The sequence below is a fragment of the Streptomyces sp. DSM 116795 genome (genome assembly GCF_055792905.1).
Window position 1 is genome coordinate 2,371,700 of record NZ_CM147707.1, and the last position, 26,062, is coordinate 2,397,761.

Consider the following 26,062-nt stretch of genomic DNA (forward strand, 5'->3'; position numbering starts at 1 on the left):
CCGACCGCTTCACGTAGTAGGCCCGGCACCCCTGATGCGGGGGTGCCGGGCCTTCGCGTGCCGCCGAAGGCTCGTGCGCGGCGCTGTCACGGGATGGGGCAGCGGTAGCGTCCTCGTATGAGCAAGCCGCCGTTCCTCGGGCTGCCGCCCGCTGTCCGCGCCTACCGGTTGTCCACCGCGCGCGGCGAGTTCGCCGTACACGAGGCGGGCGAGCCCCGGCTGGGCACGGCGCTGCTGGTGCCGGGCTTCACCGGCAGCAAAGAGGACTTCATCGCACTGCTGGACCCTCTAGCCGGCATGGGCTACCGCGTCGTGGCGGTCGACGGGCGCGGCCAGTACGAGACGGAGGGCCCGCGCGAGGAGTCCGCATACGCGCAGCCCGAGCTCGCACGGGACGTGCTGGCACTCGCGGAAGCGGTGCTGGAGGGCACAGCGGTCCTGGAGGGCACGGAGTCCCCCCGGGCAGAGTCCGGCGTACATCTGCTGGGGCATTCGCTGGGCGGCCTCGTCTCACGCGCCGCGGTGCTGCGGGACGCCTCGCTGTTCGCTTCCCTGACGCTCATGAGCAGCGGTCCTGCCGCGGTCTCCACGGCTCAGCAGCGGCGTCTGAAGATGCTGCTCGGAGCCCTCGGGGTGATGGAGATGGAGGAGATCTGGCAGGCGATGCTCGAGCTGGACCCGGTCGAGGCAGCCGACGAGGAGACCCCGCCCGATGTCGCGGAGTTCCTGCACCGGCGCTGGATGGCCCACGTACCGGAGCAACTCTCCGCCACCGCACAGCAGTTGATCTCCGAGCCGGACAGGGTCGACGAACTCGCCGCGGCCGCCGCCGGCCGCCCGGACCCCCTCCCGGTGCATGTGCTCTCAGGCTCCGTGGACTACGCCTGGCCGTTGCCGCTGCTCGACGCGACGGCCGTACGGCTCGGCGCCGTACGCACCGTCGTGGCCGGCGCCGGGCACTCCCCGAACGCCGAACGGCCCGAGGAGACGGCACGCGCGCTCGCGTCCTTCTGGAGCGAAGGCGGGGGCGGCGACGGGAACGAAGGCGGGGACGGGAGCCCGGGCGGCGTCAGCCGCCGGCGGGACCCCTGACCGGCGCGGCACCGGAGGCACGGGCCACGATCTCCTCGTAGACCCCGGGGTCGGTGGTGTGCTCGCCCAGACGGCAGCTCTTGCGGCTGCCGTGGTAGTCGCTGGAGCCGGTCGCGAGCAGCCCGAGGTCGGCGGCGAGTGCGTGCAGCCGCGCGCGGGTCGCCGGTTCGTGGTCCATGTGGTCGGCCTCGATGCCGTCGAGACCTGCGGCGGCCAGATCCGCGATGGCGCTCTCCGGTACGCACTGGCCGCGCTTGGCGGCGAGCGGATGCGCGAAGACGGCCACGCCGCCCGCGCCCTTGACCAGACGCAGCGCGTCGAACGGGTCGAGCTCGTGCTTCTCGGCGTACGCCCTGCCGTCGTTGGCGATCCACTCCGCCGTGAAGGCGTCCGAGACGCTCGCGACGACGCCCGCCTCGACCATGGCTGTCGCGATGTGCGGACGGCCGACGGCTCCGTCGCCGGCGATCTCGGCCACCCGTTCCCACGTCACGGGGACGCCCAGCTCGCGCAGATTGCTCACCATGCTGCGGGCACGGGGGACGCGGTCGTCGCGTACGAGTTCGCGCTCGCGGGCGAGCTCCGGTTCAGCCGGGTCGAAGAGGTAGGCCAGCATGTGCAGGCTGACGCCGTCCAGGCGGCAGGAGAGTTCCGCCCCGGTGACCAGCGTGAGGCCCGGCGGCAAGGCACGTACGGCGGCGTCGTGGCCCGAGACGGTGTCGTGGTCGGTCAGGGCGACGACGTCGAGACCGGCGGACGCCGCGCCCCGGACGAGTTCCGCAGGGGTGTCCGTGCCGTCCGAGGCGGTGGAGTGGGTGTGCAGGTCGATGCGCACGAGAAGGGCTCCAGCTGCGGACGAGGGGACCGACGGGCCGTACGGCGGCGGGTCCCACCAGGATAGCCACGCGCGGGTTGCGTCCCGGGACGGGCGGCAAGGGTCAGGAGGCGACGGCCCGGGCCAGCGGACGACGGCCCGGTCAGGAGATGATGCGCGGCGAGAGCGCGCCGCAGGGCAGCAGGTCGACCTCGGCGCCGGCGTCACGCAGATCGGTGAGTACGAGTTCGTCGTACAGCAGCAGCCCCGACTGCTCAGGCCAGACGATCGCCCACAGCCACAGTCCGCACGCCTCGCCCGCGAAGACGGCGCGGTCGCTCGCCGTTCCCGTCACGTGCCACAGCGGTGTGGGGCGCCCCGCGGCGAGCACCTTCACCGGCGGCGGCTGATCCACGCGCATGCCAGGGCCGGGGTCGGGACCGTCGACACCCGCGTACCGTGCACCGAGGCCGACGCCCAACTCCTCAGCCACCAGGATGAGTTCGCCCGGGCCTCCGAGCGGGCCGGGGCCCGAGCAGGCCACCGCCGTCGCGCGGCCGCCGCTGCGGTCGTCGCCCGCGCAGGCCACACCGGAGAAGAGCCAGCCGACCGGCAGCGGCCACGGCATCCAGACGGGCACCTTCGTACGGCCCACGGCCACGGCGAGAGCTTCGACGCTGGGGGGAACGACGGGCTGCAGCGGATGCACCGTGCCGTGCAGATCGCACTGCCAGGTGTCTGCGAAGAGTCCGGGCGCGCGCACCCGGCCACCGCACTTCGGGCAACTGGGTTCGCCCCTCATGTTGAACAACGGTGCTCCCCGGTGACGCCCGCGTCAAGGACGATCACCTCGCCCGAGTGGGCCACCGCGCCGGCGGCGGGACTCAGCCGGCCAGCGGCACGGCCTCGCGGAGCGGGTCCCGCAGGTCGGTGCCGTACCGGAGCCAGCGCTCCTGCAGGGCCTCCGCGCCCCGCGCCCGTTTCCAGGCCGCCTCGTTCGGCGTCATCGGCAGCAGCGGCAGGAAACGCACCGGTTCGAGCGGCGCGTCGAGCTCCAAGTCCTCGACCAGGCCGCCCGGTTCGGCCACGAGTACGGACGTGAAGGGGGCCTGCGGCCAGAGCGGTTCGCCGACGTCCAGCGAGGCGCCCGGTGCGACGACGACCCCCTCGACCTGCGGTGAGGCCGCGAGCACGGCCAGCGGACGCAGCACCTTGTCGGTCTCGGCGGTCCCGGTCCGTACCGACAGCACCAGTTCGGCGCGCGGTCCGCGATCCGGGTCGGCGAGCGCGGCGGCCGGATCGGTCATGGGGGCCGCGGACATTCCGAGCGTGGCGTAACGCACGACGTCCTCGTCAGGGAAGCGCAGCACCTCGATGCGCTCGGTGCCCAGGAACGTCACGGACGCCCGCGCGTCCGGCTCGCCCAGCGCCGAACGCAGCCGTGCCTCAACCAAGTCCGCAACGTCAGCCATGACGCGAGCATAGATCGCGTAAGGACGGGGCAAAGAGATGCGTCCGGTGACCCGAACGGACACGAGGCCCTCTGACCGGTGTTACCGTTGGCTGCTGGTCAGACATGCGAATCGTCCCCTGACCGGGGACCGGCCGGAGGAGGTGGGACTGACATGGATCCGAGTCGACCGTGCAGTACCAACTGCTCTTCCGTGGCAAGGCCGCGTCCCCACTCCTGAGCGCCCTACTCCCCAGCCGTTTCAACGGTGAAACCTCGCTGGGAAGGTTTTTCTCCGGGCTGTTCTCCACCGGGTTCCGCAGGACGCGCAAGGCGGAAGAGCACAGAGCTTCGCTCCCCGTCCCGACAGCGAACCACTCAACGCCGTCGCGACCGGCACCGAGCGGTACCCGCTTTGCAGACCTCCGGCCGTGCGCCGCACGAACCCGTAGGTCCACATTCCGGGCAGCGCTGAGCCGGGCCGCGTCACGGCACCGACAAGGAGCTCAGCATGTCGATGATCCGAGACCTGCGCGCCGCCGTCCGCCCGTCCCTGCGCAAGGGGGGCCGCTCGGCGTACCCGTACGAGAACACCCGCACCGACGCGGCCGGCACCGCCGTCGTCGACTGCGCGGTCTACCGCGACGGGCGGCGCGTCGACGTCCAGTTGATGCCCGATGAGGCACTCCGGCGCGTGCGCGCGAGCGGTGGCCACGAATTCGTGTGGATCGGTCTGCACGAGCCCACGGAGCGGGAGTTCTCCGGCATCGCCACGGAGTACGGGCTGCACCCGCTCGCCGTGGAGGACGCGGTGCAGGCCCACCAGCGCCCGAAGCTGGAGCGCTACGACGACAGCGTGTTCACCGTGTTCAAGACCATCCACTACGTGGAGCACGCCGAACTCACCGCCACCAGCGAGGTGGTGGAGACCGGTGAGGTGATGTGCTTCACCGGGCGGGACTACATCATCACGGTGCGCCACGGCGGCCAGGGCTCGCTGCGCGCCCTGCGGCACCGCATGGAGGACGACGCGGAACTGCTCTCCAAGGGCCCGTCGGTGGTGCTGCACGCGATCGCCGACCAGACGGTGGACGGCTATCTCGCCGTGGCCGACGCCGTCCAGGACGACATCGACGAGGTGGAGATCGAGGTCTTCTCCCACACGACGGGCAACGGGCGCCGCGGCGGCGACGCGGGGCGCATCTACCAGCTCAAGCGCGAGGTGCTGGAGTTCAAGCGTGCCGTCTCGCCGCTGCTGCGGCCGATGCAGCTCGTGAGCGAGCGGCCGATGCAGGTCATCGACCCGGAGATCCAGAAGTACTTCCGCGATGTCGCCGACCACCTGACGCGGGTCAACGAGCAGGTGCTGGGCTTCGACGACCTCCTCAACTCGATCCTCCAGGCCAACCTCGCGCAGGCGACCGTCGCCCAGAACGAGGACATGCGCAAGATCACTTCGTGGGCGGCCATCTTCGCGGTGCCGACGATGATCGCCGGCATCTACGGGATGAACTTCGAGTACATGCCTGAACTGGGTTGGAAATACGCCTATCCGACGGTGATGGGCGTCACGGTGACGATCTGCGTCGCCATCTACCGCGGCTTCAAGCGGAACGGGTGGCTCTGACGGGCCACTTTGACGGACGGAGTTGACGTATCGCGTTGACAGCCGGTGGCGACAGGCGGCCATGGCGCCACCGGCACGTCCGCGCCTCCGCCCGGTAGCCTGCGCCCATGACGCTGCTCGATCAGGCCCTTATCGAGGAGGCCAGCAAGAAGTCCGGCCTCATCTGGGTGCGCGGCCCGGAGGGCCCCGCCCGCTCCCTGTGGCACGTGTGGCACGACGGTGCCGTCTGCGTCGTAGGGGGCGGACCGCTCGAACAACCCCTGGACGGCCTCGGGTTGACGGACGGGGGCACCGCCACGGTCAGCGTGCGCAGCAAGGACAAGGGCGGACGTCTGGTGGTCTGGCCCGCGCGCGTGGTCGAGTTGGCGCCGCGCGGCGAACGCTGGGAGACGGTCGTCGGCGAGCTGAGAAGCAAGCGGCTCAACGCGCCCGACTTCCCCACCGTCGCGGAGCGCTGGGCCAGTGAGTGCCGGGTGCTGCGGCTGGAGCCGACGGGAGCGCCCGTACAGAAGCCCGGTGCGATGCCGGACGGCTCGCAGGCTGCCGTGCCCGTTCCGACGCCGGCGACGACCCGCCGCCGCATTCCCGCGGGGCTGCCCAAGCTGCTGTTCCGCAGGCGGCGCCAGCACGGCACGTAGCGGGAGCGCGAGCACGATGCCACTGCCACTGCCACTGCCGCAGGCGCAGGCGCAGGGAAGCGTGCAGGCTCAGCCCTTGTTCGCGACGATCTTCTTGCCGTAGTCCACGACTTGCTGCTTCGCCGGAGCCTCCAGCTCGAACTCCTTGTTCCAGTCGTCGAGTTCGAGAGTGCCCGCGCCGCCCGCGCGCTGGATGCGCAGCGGATACGGGGTGCCGAGCAGCGAGACGTCGACAACGCTGCCGCTTCCCCCCTGGACGCGGACCGTTCTGACGCCGCCGACCTCGCCCCGCTCGCCGGTCTCGCGCTTGCCGTTCATCACCAGCAGCCCCTCCAGCAGCACGCGCATGTCGGCGAAACCACTGAGCTGCTTGTACGCCGGGTCTTCTGACGGCACCTTCACGTACTTGCCGTCCAGCTTTCCCGCTGCCTGCACATCGGACTTGGACGGCTGCTTGCCGCCCTTCTCCTGCCGCGCCCAGAAGTCGGCGTCGGCCTTGAGATACAGCTCCTTGCCCATGCGCAGCAGCCAGAACGTGGAACCGCCGTTGGTCGCGACCTTGCCCATCGCGCCGTCGCGCTGCAGCCGCATGTCGAGACGGTAGGTCTGGCCCTTGACGACGACGGTGCCGGACAGCTTGACCGAGTCGGCCTTCTCGGCGGCGGCCCGCGCCTTCTTCTCGATCTTGGACGCGGAGAGCTTGCCGACCCCGTTGGTGCCGGCGTCGGGATCGCTGGTCCCGCACGCTGCCAGCGCCACTGTGAGTCCCACGCAGACGGCCCCCTTGAGGACCATGCTTCCTCGTGTGTCCCCTGCCTTCGGCGGGAAGGCCACATGAGCGCGTCCAACCACGTCGGCAACCTCCTGGAGATCGAGCCGGAAACCGCACCCTACCGGTGCCCGCACCCGGTTGCGGACGGCAGCCGTCCGGACCATCGCACACGCTCTCACCGGCCGCCGCCGGGCTAGGCTGAAGGCGGCAAAGGGTGCGTTTGCACCGGAGTACGGACGGACGAGGAGGGCCCGACAGATGGCCGCAGGCGCCTCCCGGGTCTTCGTGTCGCACCTTTCCGGCATCGCCGTCTTCGACCCCAACGGCGACCAGGTGGGGCGGGTGCGCGACGTCGTCGTCATGCTGCGCGGCCAGCCCGCCCCGGGCGACGGGCGTCCGCAGCGGGAGCGCCCGCCGAGCGTCCTCGGCCTGGTGGTCGAAGTGGTAAGCAGGCGACGGGTGTTCCTGCCGATGACACGGGTGACGGGTGTGGAGTCGGGCCAGGTCATCACCACCGGAGTCGTGAACATGCGGCGCTTCGAACAGCGCCCCTCCGAGACGCTCGTCCTCGGTGAGCTGCTGGACCGTCAGGTGACCCTGGTGGAGACCGGCGAGCAGGTCACCGTCCTCGACGTCGGCATCCAGCAGCTGCCGGCCAGGCGCGACTGGCAGATCGACAAGGTGTTCGTACGGCGGCTTCGGCGCGGCAAGGGCGGGGCGCTACGGCGGCGGGGCGAGGCCCTGACCGTCGAGTGGTCGGCGGTGACCGGCTTCGCCCTTGAGGAGAAGGAACAGGGAGCGGCGACGCTGCTGGCCACCTTCGAGCGCATGCGCCCCGCGGACATCGCCAACACCGTCCACCATCTCTCCCCGAAGCGCCGGGTCGAGGTCGCGGCCGCGCTCGACGACGACCGGCTCGCCGACGTGCTGGAGGAGCTGCCCACCGACGACCAGGTCGAACTCCTCGACGAGCTGCCGGACGAGCGCGCCGCGGACGTGCTTGAGGCCATGGACCCGGACGACGCCGCCGACCTGCTCTCCGAGCTCGCCGAGCCGGACAAGGAGCGGCTGCTCCAGCTGATGCGGCCCCAGGACGCGGCGCCCGTACGGCGGCTGCTGTCGTACGAGGAGGGCACCGCCGGAAACATCATGACGACCGAACCCATCGTGCTGCAGCCGGACGACACCGTCGCGCTCGCGCTCGCGCGGGTGCGCAACGCAGACCTGTCCGCGCCGCTGGCCGCGCAGGTCTTCGTCTGCCGGCCGCCCGACGAGACGCCGACGGGGAAGTATCTGGGGCTCGTCCACTTCCAGCGGCTGCTGCGGGACCCGCCGTTCACCCTCGTGAGCTCGATCGTCGACACCGATCTGCGCCCGCTGCCGCCGGAGACCACGCTGCCGGCGGTGAGCAGCTATCTGGCGACGTACAACATCGTGGCGGCACCGGTGGTCGACGAGGGCGGGCATCTGCTGGGCGCCGTCACCGTCGACGACGTCCTGGACCATCTGCTGCCGGACGACTGGCGTGAGGAGGCCGCGCAACGGCTGCCCGGTGCCGGACCGCGAGCGGAGGGAGTCGTACGGCATGGCGGCTGAACGGGACAGGGAGCGGGAGAGGAACCGCGAGCGGGTGCGCGACCGCGAACGCGATCTGGAGCGGGAACGTGAGCGCGAGCGGGACCGGGAACTCGAAGGAGCCCGCGAGCGCGAGCGGGAGCGCAGCACCCGCGGCCGCCTGGACCTGCCGCGCGCCCCGCGGCGGCGGCTGCTCCCGGAGTACGACCCCGACGCCTTCGGGCGGCTGTCGGAGGAGATCGCGCGCTTCCTGGGCACGGGGCGGTTCATCGTCTGGATGACGTTCGTCGTCACGGTCTGGATCTTCTGGAACGTGGTGATGCCGGCGCCGCTGCGCTTCGACGAATACCCCTTCATCTTCCTGACCCTCGCCCTGTCGCTGCAGGCGTCGTACGCGGCACCGCTGATCCTGCTCGCGCAGAACCGGCAGGACGACCGCGACCGGGTCAATCTGGAGCAGGACCGGAAGCAGAACGAACGCAGCATCGCCGACACCGAGTTCCTGACCCGCGAGATCGCCTCGCTCCGGATGGGTCTCGGCGAGGTCGCCACCCGCGACTGGATCCGCTCGGAACTGCAGGAGCTGGTCAAGGAGCTGGAGCAGACGGGGCAGATGGACCGCGAGGCCGAACAGGCCGGGACCCGCACGGGAAGTCCGCCGCACGGAGTGTGATCCATGCCATCCGTGCCGTCCGGCATCCATGCCGTCCGAAATCCGTGGCCGTCCGTGCCCTCGGTATCGCCGGTTCCTTCTGCCAGTTCCGCTCTGCCAGTTCCCCGCACCCGCGGCTTCGGCGGCCGCGCCGGGCGGCCGTACCATTTGCGCATGGCTACCGACACTCCCCCAGAGTCCGTACGGGAGGGGGATCCCTCTGCGACCCCTCCCACCGAGGACGCAGTACGTGCCGCGCTCGCGACGGTGGACGACCCGGAGATCCACCGTCCGATCACCGACCTCGGCATGGTGAAGTCCATCGGTATCGCACCCGACGGCGCCGTCGACGTCGGGATCTATCTGACGGTCTCCGGCTGTCCGCTGCGCGAGACGATCACCGCGAACGTCACCGAGGCCGTCCAGGATGTCGCGGGCGTCACCCGCGTCTCCGTCGAACTCGATGTGATGAGCGACGAGCAGCGCCGCGAGCTCGCCTCGTCGCTGCGCGGCGGCAAGGCCGAACGTGAAGTTCCGTTCGCCCAGCCCAGCTCGCTGACCCGCGTCTACTGTGTGGCCTCCGGCAAGGGCGGAGTCGGCAAGTCCTCGGTGACGGTCAACCTGGCCGCGGCGCTGGCCGCCGAGGGCCAGAAGGTGGGCGTGGTCGACGCCGACATCTACGGACACTCCGTACCGCGGATGCTGGGCACCGACGCCCGTCCGACACAGGTCGAGGACATGATCATGCCGCCGTCGGCGCACGGCGTGAAGGTCATCTCGATCGGCATGTTCACGCCCGGCAACGCCCCCGTGGTGTGGCGCGGTCCGATGCTCCACCGCGCGCTCCAGCAGTTCCTCGCGGACGTCTACTGGGGCGACCTGGACGTGCTGCTGCTCGACCTGCCGCCCGGCACGGGCGACATCGCGATCTCGGTCGCCCAGCTCGTGCCCAACGCGGAGATCCTGGTCGTGACCACCCCGCAGCAGGCCGCCGCGGAGGTCGCGGAGCGCGCGGGCTCCATCGCCGTGCAGACGCACCAGAAGGTCGTCGGCGTCATCGAGAACATGTCGGGCATGCCCTGCCCGCACTGCGACGAGATGGTCGACGTCTTCGGCACGGGCGGCGGACAGCGGGTGGCCGAGGGTCTGACGAAGACGACCGGCACCGAGGTGCCGGTCCTGGGCGGCATCCCCATCGACCTGCGGCTGCGTGAGGGCAGCGACGAGGGCAAGCCTGTCGTGCTCAGCGACCCGGACTCACCCGCGGGCTCGGCGCTGCGCGACGTCGCGGCCAAGATCGGCGCACGGCAGCGTGGCCTGTCGGGCATGTCGCTGGGGCTCACGCCGACCAACAAGTTCTGACGGCGGCGGCCGACCGCCGGCGGGAGCGGCAGGGGCAGGAGGGCCGGTCGAGGGCCCGGTTCCTTCCGCCCCGCTCCTTTGAGTCCGTGCGTACGCGCACGCACCTCCGTACGTACGCGCACTCACAAGGGGCGTCCCCGGATGCGGGGACGCCCCTTGTGCGCTGCCTCACACGCCTTGCGCGCGGGTCACTGCTGGTAGCTGGTGATGTCCTTGACGACGGCGAAACCCAGTCCGTACGCGCTCATGCCGCGCCCGTACGCTCCGATGTGCACGCCTTCCTGTGCCGCTCCGGCGAGCACCCAGCCGTACTCGGACTCCCGGTAGTGGAAGTCGGTCGGAACTCCGTCCACGGGCAGGGTCAGCGTGGACCATCCGGCCCCGCCGAGATCGTCGGCGAGCTCCCAGGCCACCACCGTCTGCTGGTCGAGCCAGTCCTGCCGCAGCCCGCGCTCCATCTCCTGCGGCCATGTGCACGACAGCAGCCCCGAGCCGGCGAGCCATGCCGCAGTGGACACGGATGTCGCCTCCAGCACCCCGGTGCCGTCCGCGCTGCGCCGGACCGGCCGGCTCGCGACCGTGACGGCGACCGCGAAGCGCTGGTTGTCCGGATTTGCCTCGACCTTGAGTGAGGGCACTTCACCGTGCCCCGTCGAACCGTGCTCGACGGTGCCGTCCGCCGTCGTACCGACCTGCATCAGCCAGCGTGGTCCGGCGAACGCCTCGTCGAGGCCGTACCACGGGAAGGAAGCCGTCAGGAACCCGTCCACAGCCCGCTCAGCACCGGTCTCTTCCGGTGCGGCGGGCCCGGGTTCACCAGCCACCCGACTCGTCGTCTCCATCTGTGCGACGCCTCCTCAATGCCCTGTGCCACGGGCAGCCTGCCCCCCTCGGACGGCGAACCCCGGACACAGGGAGGATAGCCACCCGGGTCCGCCGTTTCGGGCATGACCAAAAAACGGCCCTTCATCAGGGACGTGAGATGCGCCTCTCAGGTGACCCGCGTGAGGCAGATGATGCGGGGGGTGCGCGATGTGCCCCGGTATGTGACCCGAAAGATTCAGGTCGCGTCCGCGTCGAAGGGCGGCGGCTCGCCCGTCGGGCGCTTCCGGGGGCTCTCCTTGCTGAGCGGATCGGGCGTATCCAGGCCGGTGGCCGCCCCGCCCTTGCTCAGGCTCGTACGGCTGCCGCTGCCGCTGCTGCTGCCGCTGCCACGTGCGCCAACACTCTCGGTGCCGTTGACCGCGTCGGTGACCTCCGCCATGTCGTCGCGGAAGTCGAAGCTGTTGCGGATCTCCTTGACGCCCAGGTCGTCGCCGTCGAGCAGGTGCTTGCGGGCGAAGTTCTTCGGGTTCAGATCGTCGAACTCGAAGTCCTTGAACTCCGGTCCCAGCTCGGAGCGGATGTCCTCCTTGGCGTTGTCGGAGAACTGACGCACCTTGCGGATGAATCCGGACACGTCCTGGATCACCTTGGGCAGCTTCTCGGGCCCGAAGACGAGCACAGCAAGGATGACGAGCGCGACCAGCTCTAGGGGTCCTATGTCGAAGAACACCTTGCAGCTCCCTCATCCTCATGCGTTCGCGGGCAGTGCTACGGCCCGCTCTCACGGTACCCGGAGTGCGCGCCGCCGTGGGAGCCCACCTCGGCATCCGCAGGAACGGCCCCGCTGGTGCCGCCGTCCTCCTTGGACCGGCAATTCCCTCTCGCCCGGCGGGAATTCAGCCGGTGCGGTGAGAGCCGCGTCACGCGGCGCCCCTGCGGCTCAGCGCCGGGGTGGAGCCGCCGTGGTCACCGGTGAGGGCGAGGGCGCGCTCTTCCGGATGGCGCCGCCCGGGAACTCGTCCGCGGGAAGCCCCGCATACGACTCGGCCCCGAAGCCGTACGAGCCGATTGCGGCCGAAGGCTGCGCGGGCCGCAGAGCCAGGGACGAGAGGAAGGCCTCACGCAGCAGCGGGTGGGCGGAGCCGGCCCGCCCGCCCTCCACCGGAGGCGCCGTGGGCGCCGCCCAAGGAGCACCGCGGTGCAGGCCCGAGCCCCGGCCCGCCTTCAGGGCCGCGCCGCTGCTGTCGCCGGCCGACGCGGTCGCGCTCAGGACCGTGCCGCTCACTTCGGTGCGCATCGCGCTCGTGTCACGGCGACGGCGGTCCCTGTCGCTGCTGGCGCTCGCGTTGGCCGTACGGACAGAGCTGGCCGAGGCCGTGCCCGCGTCGCCCTTCGCGGCGGAGGATCCGCTGCCGGCCGTACCGGAAGTGCCCACTCCGCCCGCCAGGGCGAGTGCCGCCAGCGAGACGGCGCCCGCGGCGGCGAAGGCGAAGCGGCGGCCCCGTGCGGAGAGCCGCTCCATCTCGTGTATCCGGAAGCCGCGGCCCGGCGCGAGCGCGCTTCCGCCGCGCCCTCCGCGCAGCTGGTCGAAGGCCCATACCGAGCCGCCGGACTCCGTGTTCGCCATGGGCGCCGACGTGCCGGGGAGCCCGCCGCGGGAGCCGCTGCCCGGGAGGCGGACGCCGTCGCCGCCGGACGGCATTCCGTCGTGCGGCCCGTCGCCGGGGCCGGCGGCAGGCAGGCCCTGGAGCCGTGCCAGCAGTCCGTCCGAAGGGGGCGGGGGCGCGGTGTCCGCGAAGACGTTCTTCACGCGGCGCTGCGCGTCCGCCTCCGTCTTGCAGCTCCAGCAGGTCGCGAGGTGCGACAGCACGCGTTCGCGTGCGTCATGTCCCAGCTCCCCGTCGATCAACGCGGCGAGACGGTCGCCGAGATGCTGCTCGGCCGGAGTGAGTTCTCTCTCCGGCTGCGGCGCTCTCGCACCCATGCCCGTGCCACTCACGCGGCACCGACCTCCCCGCTCCCGGCGGCGGGGGCCGCGGCGGTCAGAGCGCGCTGCTGTTCGGCGCGCGCCTCGGGAGAGCGGTGCTGAAGGCCCTTGCGAAGCTGCGAGCGGCCGCGGTGGATGCGGCTGCGCACGGTGCCCAGCTTCACGCCGAGCGTGGCGGCGATCTCTTCGTACGACAGCCCTTCGATGTCGCAGAGCACCACGGCGGCACGGAACTCCGGCGCGAGGGTGTCCAGCGCCTGCTGCACGTCCGCGTCGAAGTGGGTGTCGTTGAAGTGCTGCTGCGGCGTGGGCTCACGGCTGGGGAGACGCTCGGCGGCGTCGTCGGCGAGGGCGTCGAAGCGGATGCGCTGCTTGCGGCGCACCGTGTCCAGGAAGAGGTTCGTGGTGATGCGGTGCAGCCAGCCCTCGAACGTGCCCGGCGTGTACGTCGACAAGGAGCGGAAGACGCGGACGAAGACCTCCTGTGTGAGGTCCTCGGCGTCGTGCTGATTGCCGGTGAGGCGGTATGCGAGGCGGTAGACCCGGGCACTGTGCGTGCTGACGATCTCCTCCCAGGAGGGAGGGGTCCACGCCTGGCTCTCCGCATCGGTGTCGAAAGTCGCCGTGGTCGCGGATTCGGCAGGGCGGACCTGGTCAGCGGTGTCAGTCACGGATTTCGGCTCGTCCGCCGACCTGCGAAAACGCCGGAGCATTCCACGGTCCCGGACAGCAGCCGCACCTCCCCTGTCGGCTCTGGTGGTGTCCAGTGGAATCCCAACCATAACCACCTCGCCCGTTAGCTCCGGATAAGCACTTTTGACCGGCTCCCGGTCCTGGCGCTCTTCCCGCTGCACAGTCGTCGATCGCAATTGCACGGCACCCCCTGCACCTTCCACCCCACTACAACGCTCGGTCCCATCAGCGGGTTCCCGGGGCAACGGATACAGTCACCGTGGCGTGGAGGACGGGGACAGGAGAGGGCCATTACCGGCAACCGGCAGTCGAGCTGGGCGTTCGCCGATGCCTACGGCGCCGAGCTCGTCGACGACGCCGAGAACGCGGCGCTGCACTGGGCCCGGCAGCGGGCTCAGCAGGCCGGCGTGCGCACGGTGTCGCCCGCCACCGGTGCCACGCTTCGTCTGCTGGCCGCGACCGCCGGCGCCAAGGCCGTCGCCGAGATCGGCACCGGCACCGGCGTCTCCGGCATCCACCTGCTGGCCGGAATGCGGCCCGACGGCGTACTGACGACGGTTGACACCGACCCCGAGCAGCAGCAGACCGCGCGGCAGGCCTTCCGTGCCGCCGGGTTCACCGGGAACCGCGCGCGGTTCATCCCGGGCTCCGCCCTGGACGTGCTGCCGCGCCTTGCCGACGGCGGCTACGACTTGGTCTTCTGCGACGGGGACCGGGCAGAGTGCCTCGACTACTTCGCCGAGGCGCTGCGTCTGCTGCGCCCCGGCGGTCTCGTCTGCTTCGAAGGGGTCTTCGCCAACGGCCGTACGGTCGACTCCGCAGCCCAGCCCGCCGAGGTGCGCAAGCTCCGCGAACTCCTTGGCGCCGTACGGGAGAGCACCGCGCTCGTGCCGTCGCTGCTGCCGGTGGGGGACGGTCTGCTCTGCGCGGTCAAGCGCGCGCAGTGAAGGTGTGCGCAGTGAAACACGAGACGGGCGGCGCGAGACGGCGCACCGCTGCCGGTACACATCTGCCCCGGAGCACGATGTGCTCCGGGGCCGTGGAGAACCCACTGATGGCTCGCTCGGTCCGCCGCGGGCGGGGCGGCCCCGCTGCCGGGCGTCAGCCGCAGACCTTCTTCAGCTCCTCACCGAGCGCAGTCGCCTCATCCGGGGTCAGCTCGACGACGAGTCGCCCACCGCCTTCGAGCGGAACGCGCATGACGATGCCCCGCCCCTCCTTGGTCACCTCGAGCGGGCCGTCACCCGTCCGCGGCTTCATGGCCGCCATGCTCGTTCCCCTTCCTGAAACCAGCTGATCGCAGCCGACAACGCGCGTGTCACCGGCATCGAACACATTGCTTCACGGCCATTATCCCGCATGGCAGGACCCGATGACCAACAAGAGGTCGCATCACTTGTGACTCGCTCTCGCACAAAACCACTCAATCCGTCGACGAAGCTGCGATACTGCTCCGCTTCACCCCGTCCGTGATTCCGCGGAACCCCTCCCCGGCCGCTCCGGTCGGCACCCCCGCACCTGTGGGAGCGCAGCGGGGACGCCCTGTCGGGGCCCCGGTGTTCTGGGCCATGCTTGGCCCATGTCGGACACCGTGCTCTATGACGTGACCGAGGGTCTTGCGACGGTCACCCTCAACCGCCCTGATGCGATGAACGCCCTCAACACCGAACTCAAGTCGGCTCTGCGCGACACCCTCCGCGCCGCCGCCGAGGACGAGGCCGTACGGGCAGTGCTGCTCACCGGCAACGGGCGCGCCTTCTGCGTCGGCCAGGACCTCAAGGAACACATCGGCGCGCTGCCGGAAGGCGGAGGCAGCGCCCTCAGCACCGTCGAAGAGCACTACAACCCCATCACGCTCGCCATCGCGGGCATGCCGAAGCCGGTCGTGGCAGCCGTGAACGGGGTCGCCGCCGGGGCGGGCGCCGGGTTCGCCTTCGCCGCCGATCACCGCGTACTCGCCGAATCGGCCGCCTTCAACACCTCCTTCGCCGGGATCGCGCTGACCGCGGACTCCGGGATCTCCTGGACGCTGCCGCGCCTGGTCGGCCCCGGCCGCGCCGCCGACCTGCTGCTCTTCCCGCGGAGCGTGCGCTCCGATGAGGCACTGGAACTGGGTCTCGCACACCGGGTCGCGCCGGACGACGAACTCGCGGAGCAGGCCGCGGCCGTGGCACGCGAACTCGCCCAGGGGCCCACGCGCGCCTATGCGGCGATCAAGGAGTCGCTGGCCTACGGCGCCGGCCACTCGCTCGCCGAGACGCTGCAGAAGGAGGCCGAACTCCAGGTCCGCGCAGGCGCGTCGGAGGATCACCAGGCCGCAGTCGAGGCGTTCGTGAAGAAGGAGAAGCCGCGCTTCACGGGGCGCTGACGCACGAGGGCCGGCCCGGCCCCGGGTCTCCTCAGCCGGTCAGCCGGCCCCCCGTGCGCATCTCGCTCCGCGCCCAGCAGTCCACCAGGTGATCGTTCACCAGCCCGCACGCCTGCATCAGCGCATACGCCGTCGTGGGGCCGACGAAGCGGAAGCCCTTCTTCTTGAGGTCCTTCGCGAGCGCCTTCGACTCGTCCGTCACCGCGGGGATCTCGGTGTGCGTGCGGGGTGCGGGGCGGCCCTCCGGGTCGGGGGCGAACGACCAGACCAGCGAATCCAGGCCGCCCTCGCCGAGCGAGGCGGCGGTCTTCGCGTTGGCGACGGCCGCCTGGATCTTCGCCCTGTTGCGGATGATTCCCGGATCGCCGAGCAGCCGCGCCTCGTCCTCCGCCGTGAAGGCAGCCACCTCGGCGATACGGAAGCCCGCGAAGGCGGCGCGGAAGCCCTCGCGGCGGCGGAGGATCGTCAGCCAGGAGAGGCCGGACTGGAACGCCTCCAGGCACAGCCGCTCGTAGAGGGCGTCGTCGCCGTGGACGGCGCGGCCCCACTCCTTGTCGTGGTACGCGACATAGTCCTCGGCGGACAGGCCCCACGGGCAGCGCAGCGCCCCGTCGGGACCCGGCTGCGCACCGCCCTCAACGCCCATCGCCGCGCTCCGGGGAATCCTGCGCGAGCGGACCCGGCCCGTACTCGCCGAGCTCTCCGGAGCGCGGTGCGCCGGGCCCGCCGCGTCCGACCGGCTCGCCCCGCCCCATCGCCGCCGCCTGAGCGCCGGCGAGCGCCGACTCCAGCTCGGCGATACGGGCGTCACGCTCGGCCAGTTCGGCACCGAGCCGGTCCAGTACGTCGTCGACCTGCTGCATCCGGTATCCACGCGCCGTGACCGGCAGGCGGAGCCGGTCCACGTCCACGCGACTGACCGGACGGCCCGCCGGCAGCGGTTCGTCGAGCTGGTCGGGCGGGGCGTCCGCGAGCCCGCCGATGGCGGTGCCGCCCCGCCCCTCCCCGGTGCTGCCCACCACGGCGAGCGTGACCGCGGCGACGACCACGGCGAGCGAGATCAGCAGGAACCAGAACACGGCCAACTCCCCGAGGAACTTTTTCGCGAGAGGGCCCTCTCGCGGACGTCCGGATGACTAAGGCTTCCAATGCTCCCTGCATCGTGCCACGCCCCCCTGACACGACCGACAGGTCTCGAAGAGGAGCGCTCTCCACCGCCCGTTAAGGTCGCCTCCGGGGGAAACGGCACGTGCCGCCCCTTGTGCCGAGCGAGAGGATGGCGATGCTGCGCCTGGGGAAGCGGGAGTTCGGGCCGCACGAGACGGTGATCATGGCCATCGTGAACCGGACGCCGGACTCGTTCTACGACCGCGGCGCCACCTTCCGCGACGAACCCGCCCTGGAGCGGGTCGAGAAGGCCGTGGCCGAGGGCGCGGCCGTCATCGACATCGGCGGCGTCAAGGCCGGCCCCGGGGAGGAAGTGACGCCCGGCGAGGAGGTGCGGCGCACCGCCGGCTTCGTCGCCGAGGTACGCCGCCGTCATCCGGACATCGTGATCAGCGTGGACACCTGGCGCCACGAGGTCGGAGAAGCCGTCTGCGCCGCGGGCGCGGATCTGATCAACGACGCGTGGGGCGGGGTCGATCCAGCCCTGGCCGAGGTCGCCGCCCGGCACGGCGCGGGCCTTGTGTGCACGCACGCGGGCGGCGCCGAGCCGCGCACCCGCCCGCACCGGGTGAGCTACGACGGCGAGGGCGGTGTGCTGGCCGACATCCTGCGCGTGACGCTCGGCCTGGCCGAGCGCGCGGCCGCCCTCGGCGTACGCAGGGACGCCATCCTCATCGACCCGGGGCACGACTTCGGCAAGTCGACCCGGCACTCGCTCGAAGCCACCCGCCGCCTGGAGGAGATGACCCGCACCGGCTGGCCGGTGCTCGTATCGCTGTCCAACAAGGACTTCGTCGGCGAGACCCTGGACAAGCCCGTCACGGAGCGGCTGACGGGCACGCTCGCCACGACCGCGGTCTCGGCCTGGCTCGGTGCGCGGGTCTACCGCGTCCACGAGGTCGCCGAGACGAAGCAGGTGCTGGAGATGGTCGCGTCGATCGCGGGGCACCGGCCGCCCGCCGTGGCGCGGCGCGGGCTCGCCTGAGCGGGCCTTTCGCGCCCCGTTCCGCGGCCGCCGTACCCCCGCGTCAGCCGGCTTCCTTCGTGACCACCGCGACTGCCTCCTCGATGTCGTCGGTGACGTGGAAGAGCTCGACGTCGCGCGCGGACGCCTTGCCCTGTGCCACGACCGAGCCGTGCAGCCAGTCGACGAGGCCCTGCCAGTACGAACTGCCGAAGAGGACGATGGGGAAGCGCGTGACCTTCCTGGTCTGCACGAGAGTCATCGCCTCGAACAGCTCGTCCATCGTGCCGAGCCCGCCCGGCAGCACGACGAAGCCCTGCGCGTACTTCACGAACATCGTCTTGCGCACGAAGAAGTAGCGGAAATTCACACCAATGTCGACATATGGATTGAGCCCCTGCTCGAAGGGCAGCTCGATGCCGAGCCCGACCGACGTGCCGCCCGCCTCCAGCGCCCCCTTGTTGGCGGCCTCCATAGCCCCCGGCCCGCCCCCGGTGATCACCCCGAAGCCCGCCTCGGTGAGCGCCCGCCCGATCCGCACCCCGGCGTCGTACTCCGGGGAGTCGACAGGCGTACGGGCGGAGCCGAAGACGCTGATGGCGGGGCCGAGCTCCGCGAGAGCGCCGAAGCCCTCCACGAACTCCGACTGGATGCGCATGACCCGCCAGGGGTCCTGGTGCACCCAGTCCGAAGGTCCGGTGGTGTCCAGCAGCCGCTGGTCGGTCGTCTCGGCCTGCATCTGCTTGCGCCGGCGCACCACCGGGCCGAGACGCTGCTCGCGCGGCTTCCGTGCTCGCTCTCGCTCCGGGCTGGTCATCCCACGCTCCCTCCGACTGCGGTCATTCCGGTTCAGCGTACGCACGGGGAACCCGTACAGACGTGACAGACGGCCGCACTCCGCCCGGCGGCGAGGTGTACGGCGGGTTCAGGCCGTCCGGCGGGTTCGGCACCTCCGGCCGTTCCGGGCCGCCGGGACCGTCCGGTCCTCCCGTTCCGTTCAGGACGTCAGCCAGGCACGGAGACGTTCCTCGCAGTGCAGGATCTTCGCCGTGTCCACGTGCTCGTCGCGCTTGTGCGCCAGGTTCGGGTCGCCGGGGCCGTAGTTCACGGCCGGGACTCCGAGTGCGCTGAAGCGGGAGACGTCCGTCCATCCGAACTTGGGCTGCGCCTCGCCGCCGACGGCGTCCGTGAACGCCTTCGCCGCGGGGTGCGAAAGCCCCGGCAGGGCCCCGGCCGAGCTGTCGTCCACCGTCAGCTCCCACTCGCCGCACTCCGCGAACACCTCCCGTACGTGTGCGAGGGCCTGCTTCTCGCCGATGTCGGGCGCGTAACGGTAGTTGACGGTGACGGCGCAGGCGTCGGGGATGACGTTTCCGGCGACCCCGCCCTCGATGCGGACGGCGTTTAGCCCCTCCCGGTACTCCAGCCCGTCGATCACCTTCCGCCGCGGTTCGTACGAGGCGAGCCGGGCGAGGATCGGCGCGGCGGCATGGATCGCGTTCTCGCCCTTCCAGCTCCGCGCGGAGTGGGAACGCACTCCGGAGGTGCACAGCCGTACGCGCAGCGTGCCCTGGCAGCCGCCCTCGACCTGGCCGCTGGAGGGCTCCAGGAGCACGGCGAAGTCACCAGCGAGCCAGTCGGGGTGGGCTTCGGCGACGTGGCCCAGCCCGTTGAGATGCGCGTCGACCTCTTCGTTGTCGTAGAAGACGAAGGTCAGGTCGCGGTTGGGCTCCGGCACGGTGGCGGCGATGCGCAGCTGCACCGCCACGCCCGCCTTCATGTCGCTCGTGCCGCAGCCCCACAGCACGCCGTCCTCGTCGAGTCGGGAGGGCACGTTGTCCGCGATGGGCACCGTGTCGATGTGCCCGGCGAGTACGACGCGCTCGGGCCGGCCGAGGCGGGTGCGGGCGACGACGTTGTTGCCGTGGCGGTCCACGGCCAGGTGGGGCAGCGCGCGCAGGGCGGTCTCGACCGCGTCGGCGAGAGGCCGCTCGTTCCCGCTCTCCGACGGCATGTCCACGAGCTGAGCCGTCAGCCGGGCGGCGTCCTGGTGCAGGTCGAGTCCGTTTTTCAGCATGAACACAGCCTACGGGCGGGGGGACTTGGCAAACCGGCTACCTTTGTGCCCGTGTCCCCCTCGGAATCCTCTCCCCAGAAGTCCCGCGCGCGAGTTCTTCGCACAGCGGCGGCGTGCACGGTTCTGCTGGTCATAGCCGGCTACGTGGCGACGCAGTACGTCACAAGCAGCACCGGTCCCGCGCGGTGCACCGTCAGAACCACAGGCGAGAAGCAGCAGGACTACGAGATCAAGCCCGAGCAGGCCGCGAACGCCGCCACGATCACAGCGGTGGCGTCCCAGCGCGGCCTTCCGGAACGGGCGGTCACGATAGCCCTGGCCACGGCCATGCAGGAGTCCGCGCTTCGCAACATCGAACACGGGGACCGCGATTCGCTCGGCCTGTTCCAGCAGCGTCCCTCGCAGGGCTGGGGAAGCGTGCGCGAGATCCAGGATCCGGTGTATTCCACGGGAAAGTTCTACGACCATCTCGTGGAGATCCCCGGCTACTCCCGGCTGCCGCTGACGGTGGCCGCGCAACGCGTACAGCGCAGCGGCTACCCGCAGGCGTACGCGAAGCACGAAACGCACGCGTCGCTGCTGACCGCCGCTCTTACGGGCCGCCGCGCGGCCGCGTTCAACTGCACCACCGGACCCGCCGGGGGCGACGGCAAGGCAGGCAGCCCCACACAGCTGCGGGAGCGCCTGGTACGGGAGTTCGGCAACGGCGTACTGCCCGGACAGAAGGACGGGACACCTGCGCCGTCCGCCGAGAATGCCGGCCTGGACGGGCCTGCCGAGCGGCCGCAGCAGCCGGGGCCCGAGGACGGAAAGGCCGCCCTCCGGGCGTCGGGGGACGTGCCGCGGGCGGCGGCCGGCGACAAGTCGTCCCAGGTACGCATTCCGGTGCAGCGCGGCCGCCGCGGCTGGGAACTGGCGCACTGGGCGGTGGCGAACGCCTCGGAACTGCACATCGAGCAGATCACCTACCGCAACCGCATCTGGGACGCGTCCAGTTCGGAAGAGGGCTGGCGCCCCCGCGAGGACTCCGGCAGCGAGCCGGGCGGCGAACCGGCCGTCAGCGTACGGCTGGCGAAAGGGAAGTAGGGCAAGCAGGGGAAGCAGCACGGGCCCGCTCGCTTCCGGGTCGTCTTCTCGACAAGTCTGCGGACGGGGCCAGTTGGCCGGGCGTGCACGGCGCCCGCCTCGCCAACCCTGGAGCAGGCCTCACATTCGGGGGAATTCACTGCGCCGGAGTGGACGCCGCGCCGACGCCCACCGCGTCTCCGCAACCCACCGCGCGCCCCGCAAACCCCCTGCCGTTCCCGGGGTTTGACGTTTCGGCAGCCACGAAGAGCAGGCACGGAAGGCTTGTTCGGCACAACCGATGATGCGACGCATTGCCAATCCTTTACTCCGGCGGCCCGCAACTTTCAGGCTCCCCGAGGCGATAGGCACAGCGCCCGGCCCGGCGATTGCCCGGCCGGGTTTGCATCACGTTTTCCGTAGCAAGATCTCTCCGTCAAAGGAGCAACATGTCCCTCCCTCTCACGCGCCGGATCGCCAAGACCGTGCTGCTGACGGCCGCGGGCGCCGCCTCCGTCGTAGGTACGGCCGGTGCGGCGAGTGCCGCAGAACTGCCGACGACCGCTGACGTGGGCGGGCTGAGCAAGCTGGACAACGCCGTCGGCAACGACGTCTCCGGCGCCGCCTCGAAGGGTGCCAAGGCTCTCACCCCGATGAGCAGCAGCAGCCCCGTCGACACCGCCACCGGCACGGCCTCGGGGGTCGACGTCGGCACCGACGCCCGCAAGGTCGCGCCCGAGACCACGAAGGTCGCGGAAGGCGCCACCACCGGTGCCGGCGCTGGTCTGCAGGAGCAGACCCCGAACGTCCAGAGGACCCTGCCGAACGCGCAGATCCCGGGACTGCCGGCCGACGTCATGAAGCCGGGCAGCGCGTCTCAGCCTCAGCGCACCCCCGCCCAGAAGCCTCAGCAGGAGCTCCCGACCAACAGCCTGCTGGGCGGGAAGGTTCTGCCGAACGGTACGGGGACCGTCGGGCTCGGTGGCATGAGCCTCTGACACCGGCGCAGCAACAGCGCTCACCCATGCGGAAGGGCCGCGGAGAGAACTTCTCCGCGGCCCTTCCGCGTTCGGCTTCCGCGGGGGGACTCCCGTGTCCGGCTCCGGCGGTCCTGCCGCGGTCCGGCCGCCTCCTCAGCCCTCCAGCCGCCGCACGGCCGCCGAGACGCGCTCGTCCGTGGCCGTGAGCGCGACGCGTACGAAACGCTCCCCCGCCGTGCCGTAGAAGTCGCCCGGCGCGACGAGCACTCCGAGCTTGGAGAGGTCGCCGACCGTGTCCCAGCACGGCTCGTCCCGCGTCGCCCAGAGGTAGAGCGACGCCTCGCTGTGCTCGATGCGGAAGCCGCGCCCTTCGAGGGCCGCCCGCAGCGCGGCGCGCCGGGCGGCGTAACGCTGGCGCTGCTGCGCGACATGCGTGTCGTCGCCGAGCGCCGCGATCGTCGCGGCCTGCACCGGAGCGGGGACCATCATCCCGCCGTGCTTGCGGATGTGCAGCAACTCCCCCAGCACCGCCGGGTCACCGGCGACGAAGGCCGCGCGGTAGCCAGCGAGGTTGGAGCGCTTGGAGAGCGAGTGGACGGCGACGACACCCTCGTACGATCCGCCGCAGACGGCGGGGTGCAGCACCGAGACCGGATCCGTCTCCCAGCCGAGCTCCAGATAGCACTCGTCGCTGACCAGCAGCACCCCGTGCTCGCGCGCCCACGCGACCGTACGGGTCAGCTGCTCCGCGTCCAGCACCCGACCCGTCGGGTTGGAAGGGGAGTTGAGCCACAGCAGACGCAGGCCCTCCGGGTCGAGTGCGCTCGGGTCGTCGTAGACGACGGGCTCCGCGCGGGCGAGGCGTGCGCCCACCTCGTACGTCGGGTACGCCAGCCGCGGATAGGCCACGCGGTCGCCCGGGCCCAGACCGAGCTGAGTCGGCAGCCATGCGACGAACTCCTTGGAGCCGACGACCGGCAGCACGTTCCGGTGGGTCATGCCGGACGCTCCCAGCCGGCGTCCGCACCAGCCGGTGACAGCGTCGCGCAGTTCGGCCGTGCCCCACACCGTCGGATAGCCGGGGCTGTTGCCGGCGTCGGTGAGCGCCTGCCGGATCAGGTCGGGGACGGGGTCGACGGGAGTGCCGACGGAGAGGTCGACGATGCCGCCGTCGTGCGCCGCGGCCGCGGCCTTGTACGGCTCCAGCCTGTCCCAGGGGAATTCAGGAAGCCGCGCGGAGACGGAAGAGCCGGAGGGACCAGTGGATGAGGCCACGGGAAGACTCACTTTCTGTGTGAAGCACGCGGCCTGCTGTGAAACACGCGGTCCCGCACACCCGCCGGACGGACCGGCGCGCTGTGCGGGACCACTGACCGCGGAGGGGGGACCGCCCGTACCGCGGCGGTGTCACTCGTCGTGGCTCTGCGGGGGGAGCGCGGCGATGACCGGGTGGTCCCGCTCGATCAGCCCGAGCTTGCTGGCCCCGCCGGGCGAACCGAGCTCGTCGAAGAACTCGACGTTCGCCTTGTAGTAGTCCTTCCACTCCTCAGGAGTGTCGTCCTCGTAGAAGATGGCCTCGACCGGGCAGACCGGCTCGCAGGCACCGCAGTCGACGCATTCGTCCGGGTGGATGTACAAGGACCGCTGGCCCTCGTAGATGCAGTCGACGGGGCACTCCTCGATGCAGGCCTTGTCCTTAAGGTCGACACAAGGCTCCGCGATGACGTAGGTCACGCTGTCGTTCCTCCTCAATAGGGCCGGCGGACCGGTGTCGGGGGTCCGCCGCTGGGCGCGCGGGAGCGCGGCGTCGTCGATGCCCGTCCTAGTATCTCCGTTCCCGGTACCGAGACGAACAGGAGGGGCGGGTAGAGCAGTGGAATTCACCACGGGCGGACGCCTCGAGGTCCGAATTACCGCTTCTGACGTGGGAAAACGTGTTTCTGTCCGGTCCTTGACCAGGTCCGGGGGACGGCACGCCACCTTCACCGACACAGTCGGCGTTCTCACATCCTGGAACGACGGTGTGCTGCACATCACCCGCCGCGGAGGACAGAGTGTGACGCTCGACGAATCGGCGCTGGTGGCCGCGAAAGTCGTGCCCGGCACACCCGCCCGGCGGCGCGGCGTCCCATCTGCGAGCGTACGGGAACTCGTCGAGGTGGCGGCGCGGGGATGGCCCGCCGTGGAGACGGAACGCGTGGGCGGCTGGACGCTGAGGGCGAGCGCGGAGCACGGGACAGCCGGTGACGGGCACGGAGGCGGATCGGCCGGGAGCCGTCGCGAGGGCTTCACCGCACGCGCCAACTCCGTACTGCCGCTGGGCGATCCCGGACTGCCGCAGGCAGCGGCGCTGACGCTGGCCCGGCGGTGGTACGAGGCGCGCGGGCTGGTGCCTCGCGTGCAGGTCACCACCGGCGGCGAACACACCGACGAACTGCTCGCAGCCGAGTTGGAGGAGCGCGGCTGGAGCGGTGAGAGGTACGCGCTGCTGCGGGTCGCTGCCCTGGCTCCGCTGGCCGACCGCGAGCCGGACGGCCGCGTGCTGCTCGGCCGCGCACCGGGTGCGGACTGGTTCTCGCTCTACCGGCGGGCCGCGGAAATGCCGCGCTCCGCAACGAGGGTGCTGACGGGCGGGCCGTCCGTATGGTTCGCGACGGTGCCCGGCGGCGCGGGCACGGGGGGCGCGCCGGACGCGAACGCGAGCGTGGGCCCGAGTACGGGCGCGGGCGGGGGCGCGGCAGCGATCGGACGGTGCGTGATCGACGGACGGTGGGCGGGCTTCGCCGCGGTGGAGGTCGCACCGGCACACCGCCGGCAAGGGCTGGCCGCGGCGGTGATGGCCGAGTTGGCGCGGGCGGCCCTCGCGGAGGGCGCCTCCGCCGCGTACCTCCAGGTCGAGCGTGACAATGACGCCGCCCGTGCGCTGTACGACGGGATGGGCTTCGCCGACCACCACGCCTACCACTACCGCCGCGCTCCGGAGGACTGATCCGCGTTGGCCGGTGAAGAGAGCGGGAAAGGCCGCGGTCCCGGCGCGGGCGGCAGCGGCAGCGGCAACGGCAACGGCAACGGCGGCAACCGCGAGCGGTTCGCGGAGGCGGCACGCGAGGAGCGGCCCGATCTGGCGCTGCTCTGCCTGCTGATCGGCGTCGAGGCAGCCACGGCGGACACGGGTGGCACCGCACAGGGCGGGCACGAACAGTCGGTTCTGGAGGCGCAGATCGAACTCGACCGTCTCGCCGGGCTGTTGCCGTATGCCGCGTCCCGCACACCCGGGGAGTGGGCACGCGCGCTCGAAGAGCTGCTGGGGCGGGAACTCGGCTTCCACGGCCTTCCCGAGGACTACCGGCGGCTGGACTCCTCGCTGCTGCAGTCCGTGCTCCACCGCCGCCGCGGACTGCCGATCCTGCTGTCGGTCGTCTGGATGGAGGTCGCGCGGCGCGCCGGAGCGCCGGTGTACGGGGTGGGGCTGCCGGGCCACTTCGTGATCGGGTTCGGTGATCCCGCCGGGAGCCATGCGCTCGCCGATCCGTACAACGGCGGCCGGCTGCTGTCCGCCGGTGACCTGGAGCTGCTCGTCGCGGGTGCGACGGGCGTGCGTGGGCCGCTGTCCGGCGCGACGCTGCATCCGGCAGGGCCGCTGGAGATCGTGCTGCGGATCCTCAACAACATCCGTGCCTGGGCGGCGATCCGGCCCGAGCAGTCAGGCGTACAGCTCTGGGCGCTGGACCTCTCCCTGCTCCTTCCCCACCGTCCGGCGCGGCTGCGTCACGAACGGGCACGGCTGCTCGTCGAACGGGGCGACTTCCTCGGCGGTGCGGCGGAGTTGGAGGAGTACGCGTCGGCGATCGAGGCCATGGAGCCCGCCGAGGCGGAACAGGTACGCAAGGCGGCGCGGGCCGCACGGGCACGGCTCAACTGACCACCGGGCTGCCGGGCAGACCGGTGACCGGC

28 protein-coding genes are annotated in these 26,062 nt (G+C 71.4%); 13 read left to right on the plus strand and 15 right to left on the minus strand.

Features of this window, described 5'->3' with window-relative positions; all coding sequences use genetic code 11:
- Nucleotides 1–117 precede the first annotated feature (117 nt).
- Nucleotides 118–1,092, plus strand: coding sequence for an alpha/beta fold hydrolase (locus ACSMXX_RS09960; protein WP_473183676.1), 975 nt, complete (start codon nucleotides 118–120; stop codon nucleotides 1,090–1,092).
- On the opposite strand, the gene ACSMXX_RS09965 is transcribed toward ACSMXX_RS09960, so the two are convergent.
- The 3 genes from ACSMXX_RS09965 to ACSMXX_RS09975 form a co-directional block, all read right to left on the minus strand.
- Nucleotides 1,070–1,927: a PHP domain-containing protein gene (locus ACSMXX_RS09965; RefSeq protein ID WP_473183677.1), complete on the minus strand. Its 858-nt coding sequence runs from the start codon at nucleotides 1,925–1,927 to the stop codon at nucleotides 1,070–1,072. The two genes, ACSMXX_RS09960 and ACSMXX_RS09965, sit on opposite strands and share 23 nt — an antisense overlap.
- A gap of 142 nt (nucleotides 1,928–2,069) precedes the next feature.
- Nucleotides 2,070–2,708 carry a DUF6758 family protein gene (locus ACSMXX_RS09970; RefSeq protein ID WP_473183678.1) on the minus strand — a complete coding sequence of 213 codons (639 nt, stop codon included), beginning with the start codon at nucleotides 2,706–2,708 and terminating at the stop codon, nucleotides 2,070–2,072.
- A gap of 82 nt (nucleotides 2,709–2,790) precedes the next feature.
- Complete coding sequence (locus tag ACSMXX_RS09975) at nucleotides 2,791–3,378, minus strand: suppressor of fused domain protein (RefSeq protein ID WP_473183679.1); 588 nt, start codon at nucleotides 3,376–3,378, stop codon at nucleotides 2,791–2,793.
- A gap of 489 nt (nucleotides 3,379–3,867) precedes the next feature.
- Here ACSMXX_RS09975 and ACSMXX_RS09980 point away from each other — a divergent pair, with 489 nt between their 5' ends.
- Nucleotides 3,868–4,983, plus strand: coding sequence for a magnesium and cobalt transport protein CorA (locus ACSMXX_RS09980; protein ID WP_473183680.1), 1,116 nt, complete (start codon nucleotides 3,868–3,870; stop codon nucleotides 4,981–4,983).
- 107 nt (nucleotides 4,984–5,090) lie between these two features.
- Entirely contained in the window at nucleotides 5,091–5,621 is a 531-nt protein-coding gene (locus ACSMXX_RS09985) for a hypothetical protein (RefSeq protein WP_473183681.1), read from the plus strand.
- 69 nt (nucleotides 5,622–5,690) lie between these two features.
- Here the strand turns inward: ACSMXX_RS09985 and ACSMXX_RS09990 are convergent, their stop codons facing one another.
- Nucleotides 5,691–6,416 (minus strand): hypothetical protein, encoded by a 726-nt coding sequence (locus ACSMXX_RS09990; RefSeq protein ID WP_473183682.1) that lies wholly within the window; start codon nucleotides 6,414–6,416, stop codon nucleotides 5,691–5,693.
- Nucleotides 6,417–6,651: 235 nt separating this feature from the next.
- On the opposite strand from ACSMXX_RS09990, the gene ACSMXX_RS09995 reads away from it, so the two are divergent.
- The 3 genes from ACSMXX_RS09995 (at nucleotide 6,652) to ACSMXX_RS10005 (ending at nucleotide 9,982) form a co-directional block, all read left to right on the plus strand.
- Nucleotides 6,652–7,989, plus strand: a complete 1,338-nt coding sequence (locus tag ACSMXX_RS09995; RefSeq protein ID WP_473183683.1) for a magnesium transporter MgtE N-terminal domain-containing protein — start codon at nucleotides 6,652–6,654, stop codon at nucleotides 7,987–7,989.
- Nucleotides 7,979–8,641: a DUF1003 domain-containing protein gene (locus ACSMXX_RS10000; RefSeq protein ID WP_473183684.1), complete on the plus strand. Its 663-nt coding sequence runs from the start codon at nucleotides 7,979–7,981 to the stop codon at nucleotides 8,639–8,641. The genes ACSMXX_RS09995 and ACSMXX_RS10000 overlap by 11 nt, the downstream gene beginning before the upstream one ends.
- A gap of 153 nt (nucleotides 8,642–8,794) precedes the next feature.
- Complete coding sequence (locus ACSMXX_RS10005) at nucleotides 8,795–9,982, plus strand: Mrp/NBP35 family ATP-binding protein (RefSeq protein WP_473183685.1); 1,188 nt, start codon at nucleotides 8,795–8,797, stop codon at nucleotides 9,980–9,982.
- 188 nt (nucleotides 9,983–10,170) lie between these two features.
- Here ACSMXX_RS10005 and ACSMXX_RS10010 read toward each other — a convergent pair whose 3' ends face one another.
- The 4 genes from ACSMXX_RS10010 to sigE all read right to left on the minus strand — a co-directional run bounded on the left by ACSMXX_RS10010 (nucleotide 10,171) and on the right by sigE (nucleotide 13,576).
- Nucleotides 10,171–10,824 carry a hypothetical protein gene (locus ACSMXX_RS10010; RefSeq protein WP_473183686.1) on the minus strand — a complete coding sequence of 218 codons (654 nt, stop codon included), beginning with the start codon at nucleotides 10,822–10,824 and terminating at the stop codon, nucleotides 10,171–10,173.
- Between the two features lie 218 nt (nucleotides 10,825–11,042).
- Nucleotides 11,043–11,537, minus strand: coding sequence for a sec-independent translocase (locus ACSMXX_RS10015; protein ID WP_473183687.1), 495 nt, complete (start codon nucleotides 11,535–11,537; stop codon nucleotides 11,043–11,045).
- Nucleotides 11,538–11,747: 210 nt separating this feature from the next.
- Nucleotides 11,748–12,806, minus strand: coding sequence for a hypothetical protein (locus ACSMXX_RS10020; RefSeq protein WP_473183688.1), 1,059 nt, complete (start codon nucleotides 12,804–12,806; stop codon nucleotides 11,748–11,750).
- The gene (gene sigE, locus ACSMXX_RS10025; RefSeq protein ID WP_473183689.1) at nucleotides 12,803–13,576 is read right to left on the minus strand and encodes an RNA polymerase sigma factor SigE; all 774 of its coding nucleotides are present in this window, start codon (nucleotides 13,574–13,576) and stop codon (nucleotides 12,803–12,805) included. Before sigE ends, ACSMXX_RS10020 begins: the two co-directional genes overlap by 4 nt.
- A 201-nt stretch (nucleotides 13,577–13,777) precedes the next feature.
- On the opposite strand from sigE, the gene ACSMXX_RS10030 reads away from it, so the two are divergent.
- Nucleotides 13,778–14,434 carry an O-methyltransferase gene (locus ACSMXX_RS10030; RefSeq protein ID WP_473184716.1) on the plus strand — a complete coding sequence of 219 codons (657 nt, stop codon included), beginning with the start codon at nucleotides 13,778–13,780 and terminating at the stop codon, nucleotides 14,432–14,434.
- A 154-nt stretch (nucleotides 14,435–14,588) separates the two neighbouring features.
- On the opposite strand, the gene ACSMXX_RS10035 is transcribed toward ACSMXX_RS10030, so the two are convergent.
- Complete coding sequence (locus tag ACSMXX_RS10035; RefSeq protein WP_016469583.1) at nucleotides 14,589–14,756, minus strand: DUF3117 domain-containing protein; 168 nt, start codon at nucleotides 14,754–14,756, stop codon at nucleotides 14,589–14,591.
- A 310-nt stretch (nucleotides 14,757–15,066) separates the two neighbouring features.
- Here ACSMXX_RS10035 and ACSMXX_RS10040 point away from each other — a divergent pair, with 310 nt between their 5' ends.
- Complete coding sequence (locus ACSMXX_RS10040; protein WP_473183690.1) at nucleotides 15,067–15,855, plus strand: enoyl-CoA hydratase-related protein; 789 nt, start codon at nucleotides 15,067–15,069, stop codon at nucleotides 15,853–15,855.
- A 31-nt stretch (nucleotides 15,856–15,886) separates the two neighbouring features.
- On the opposite strand, the gene ACSMXX_RS10045 is transcribed toward ACSMXX_RS10040, so the two are convergent.
- A complete protein-coding gene (locus ACSMXX_RS10045) occupies nucleotides 15,887–16,501 on the minus strand; it encodes a DNA-3-methyladenine glycosylase I (RefSeq protein ID WP_473183691.1) in 615 nt (204 codons plus the stop codon).
- Nucleotides 16,491–16,934 carry a DivIVA domain-containing protein gene (locus tag ACSMXX_RS10050; protein WP_473183692.1) on the minus strand — a complete coding sequence of 148 codons (444 nt, stop codon included), beginning with the start codon at nucleotides 16,932–16,934 and terminating at the stop codon, nucleotides 16,491–16,493. The genes ACSMXX_RS10045 and ACSMXX_RS10050 overlap by 11 nt, the downstream gene beginning before the upstream one ends.
- A 203-nt stretch (nucleotides 16,935–17,137) precedes the next feature.
- On the opposite strand from ACSMXX_RS10050, the gene folP reads away from it, so the two are divergent.
- Complete coding sequence (folP, locus tag ACSMXX_RS10055) at nucleotides 17,138–18,007, plus strand: dihydropteroate synthase (RefSeq protein ID WP_473184717.1); 870 nt, start codon at nucleotides 17,138–17,140, stop codon at nucleotides 18,005–18,007.
- Between the two features lie 43 nt (nucleotides 18,008–18,050).
- Here the strand turns inward: folP and ACSMXX_RS10060 are convergent, their stop codons facing one another.
- Together ACSMXX_RS10060 and dapE are read right to left on the minus strand one after the other, a co-directional pair.
- Entirely contained in the window at nucleotides 18,051–18,803 is a 753-nt protein-coding gene (locus ACSMXX_RS10060) for an LOG family protein (RefSeq protein ID WP_473183693.1), read from the minus strand.
- A gap of 180 nt (nucleotides 18,804–18,983) precedes the next feature.
- Nucleotides 18,984–20,063 carry a succinyl-diaminopimelate desuccinylase gene (gene dapE, locus ACSMXX_RS10065; RefSeq protein ID WP_473183694.1) on the minus strand — a complete coding sequence of 360 codons (1,080 nt, stop codon included), beginning with the start codon at nucleotides 20,061–20,063 and terminating at the stop codon, nucleotides 18,984–18,986.
- A gap of 51 nt (nucleotides 20,064–20,114) precedes the next feature.
- Between dapE and ACSMXX_RS10070 the strand changes: the two genes are divergently transcribed.
- Together ACSMXX_RS10070 and ACSMXX_RS10075 are read left to right on the plus strand one after the other, a co-directional pair.
- Nucleotides 20,115–21,149, plus strand: a complete 1,035-nt coding sequence (locus ACSMXX_RS10070) for a VldE C-terminal domain-containing protein (RefSeq protein ID WP_473183695.1) — start codon at nucleotides 20,115–20,117, stop codon at nucleotides 21,147–21,149.
- Nucleotides 21,150–21,577: 428 nt separating this feature from the next.
- A complete protein-coding gene (locus tag ACSMXX_RS10075; RefSeq protein ID WP_473183696.1) occupies nucleotides 21,578–22,126 on the plus strand; it encodes an ATP-binding protein in 549 nt (182 codons plus the stop codon).
- 135 nt (nucleotides 22,127–22,261) lie between these two features.
- Here the strand turns inward: ACSMXX_RS10075 and dapC are convergent, their stop codons facing one another.
- Nucleotides 22,262–23,383, minus strand: a complete 1,122-nt coding sequence (gene dapC, locus ACSMXX_RS10080) for a succinyldiaminopimelate transaminase (protein ID WP_473183697.1) — start codon at nucleotides 23,381–23,383, stop codon at nucleotides 22,262–22,264.
- A gap of 132 nt (nucleotides 23,384–23,515) precedes the next feature.
- Nucleotides 23,516–23,842, minus strand: coding sequence for a ferredoxin (gene fdxA, locus ACSMXX_RS10085; protein WP_027764481.1), 327 nt, complete (start codon nucleotides 23,840–23,842; stop codon nucleotides 23,516–23,518).
- A 139-nt stretch (nucleotides 23,843–23,981) separates the two neighbouring features.
- Between fdxA and ACSMXX_RS10090 the strand changes: the two genes are divergently transcribed.
- Nucleotides 23,982–25,097 (plus strand): GNAT family N-acetyltransferase, encoded by a 1,116-nt coding sequence (locus ACSMXX_RS10090; RefSeq protein WP_473183698.1) that lies wholly within the window; start codon nucleotides 23,982–23,984, stop codon nucleotides 25,095–25,097.
- Between the two features lie 6 nt (nucleotides 25,098–25,103).
- On the plus strand, nucleotides 25,104–26,030 hold the full coding sequence (locus ACSMXX_RS10095; RefSeq protein WP_473183699.1) for a transglutaminase-like domain-containing protein: 927 nt from the start codon (nucleotides 25,104–25,106) through the stop codon (nucleotides 26,028–26,030).
- Nucleotides 26,031–26,062: the final 32 nt, after the last annotated feature.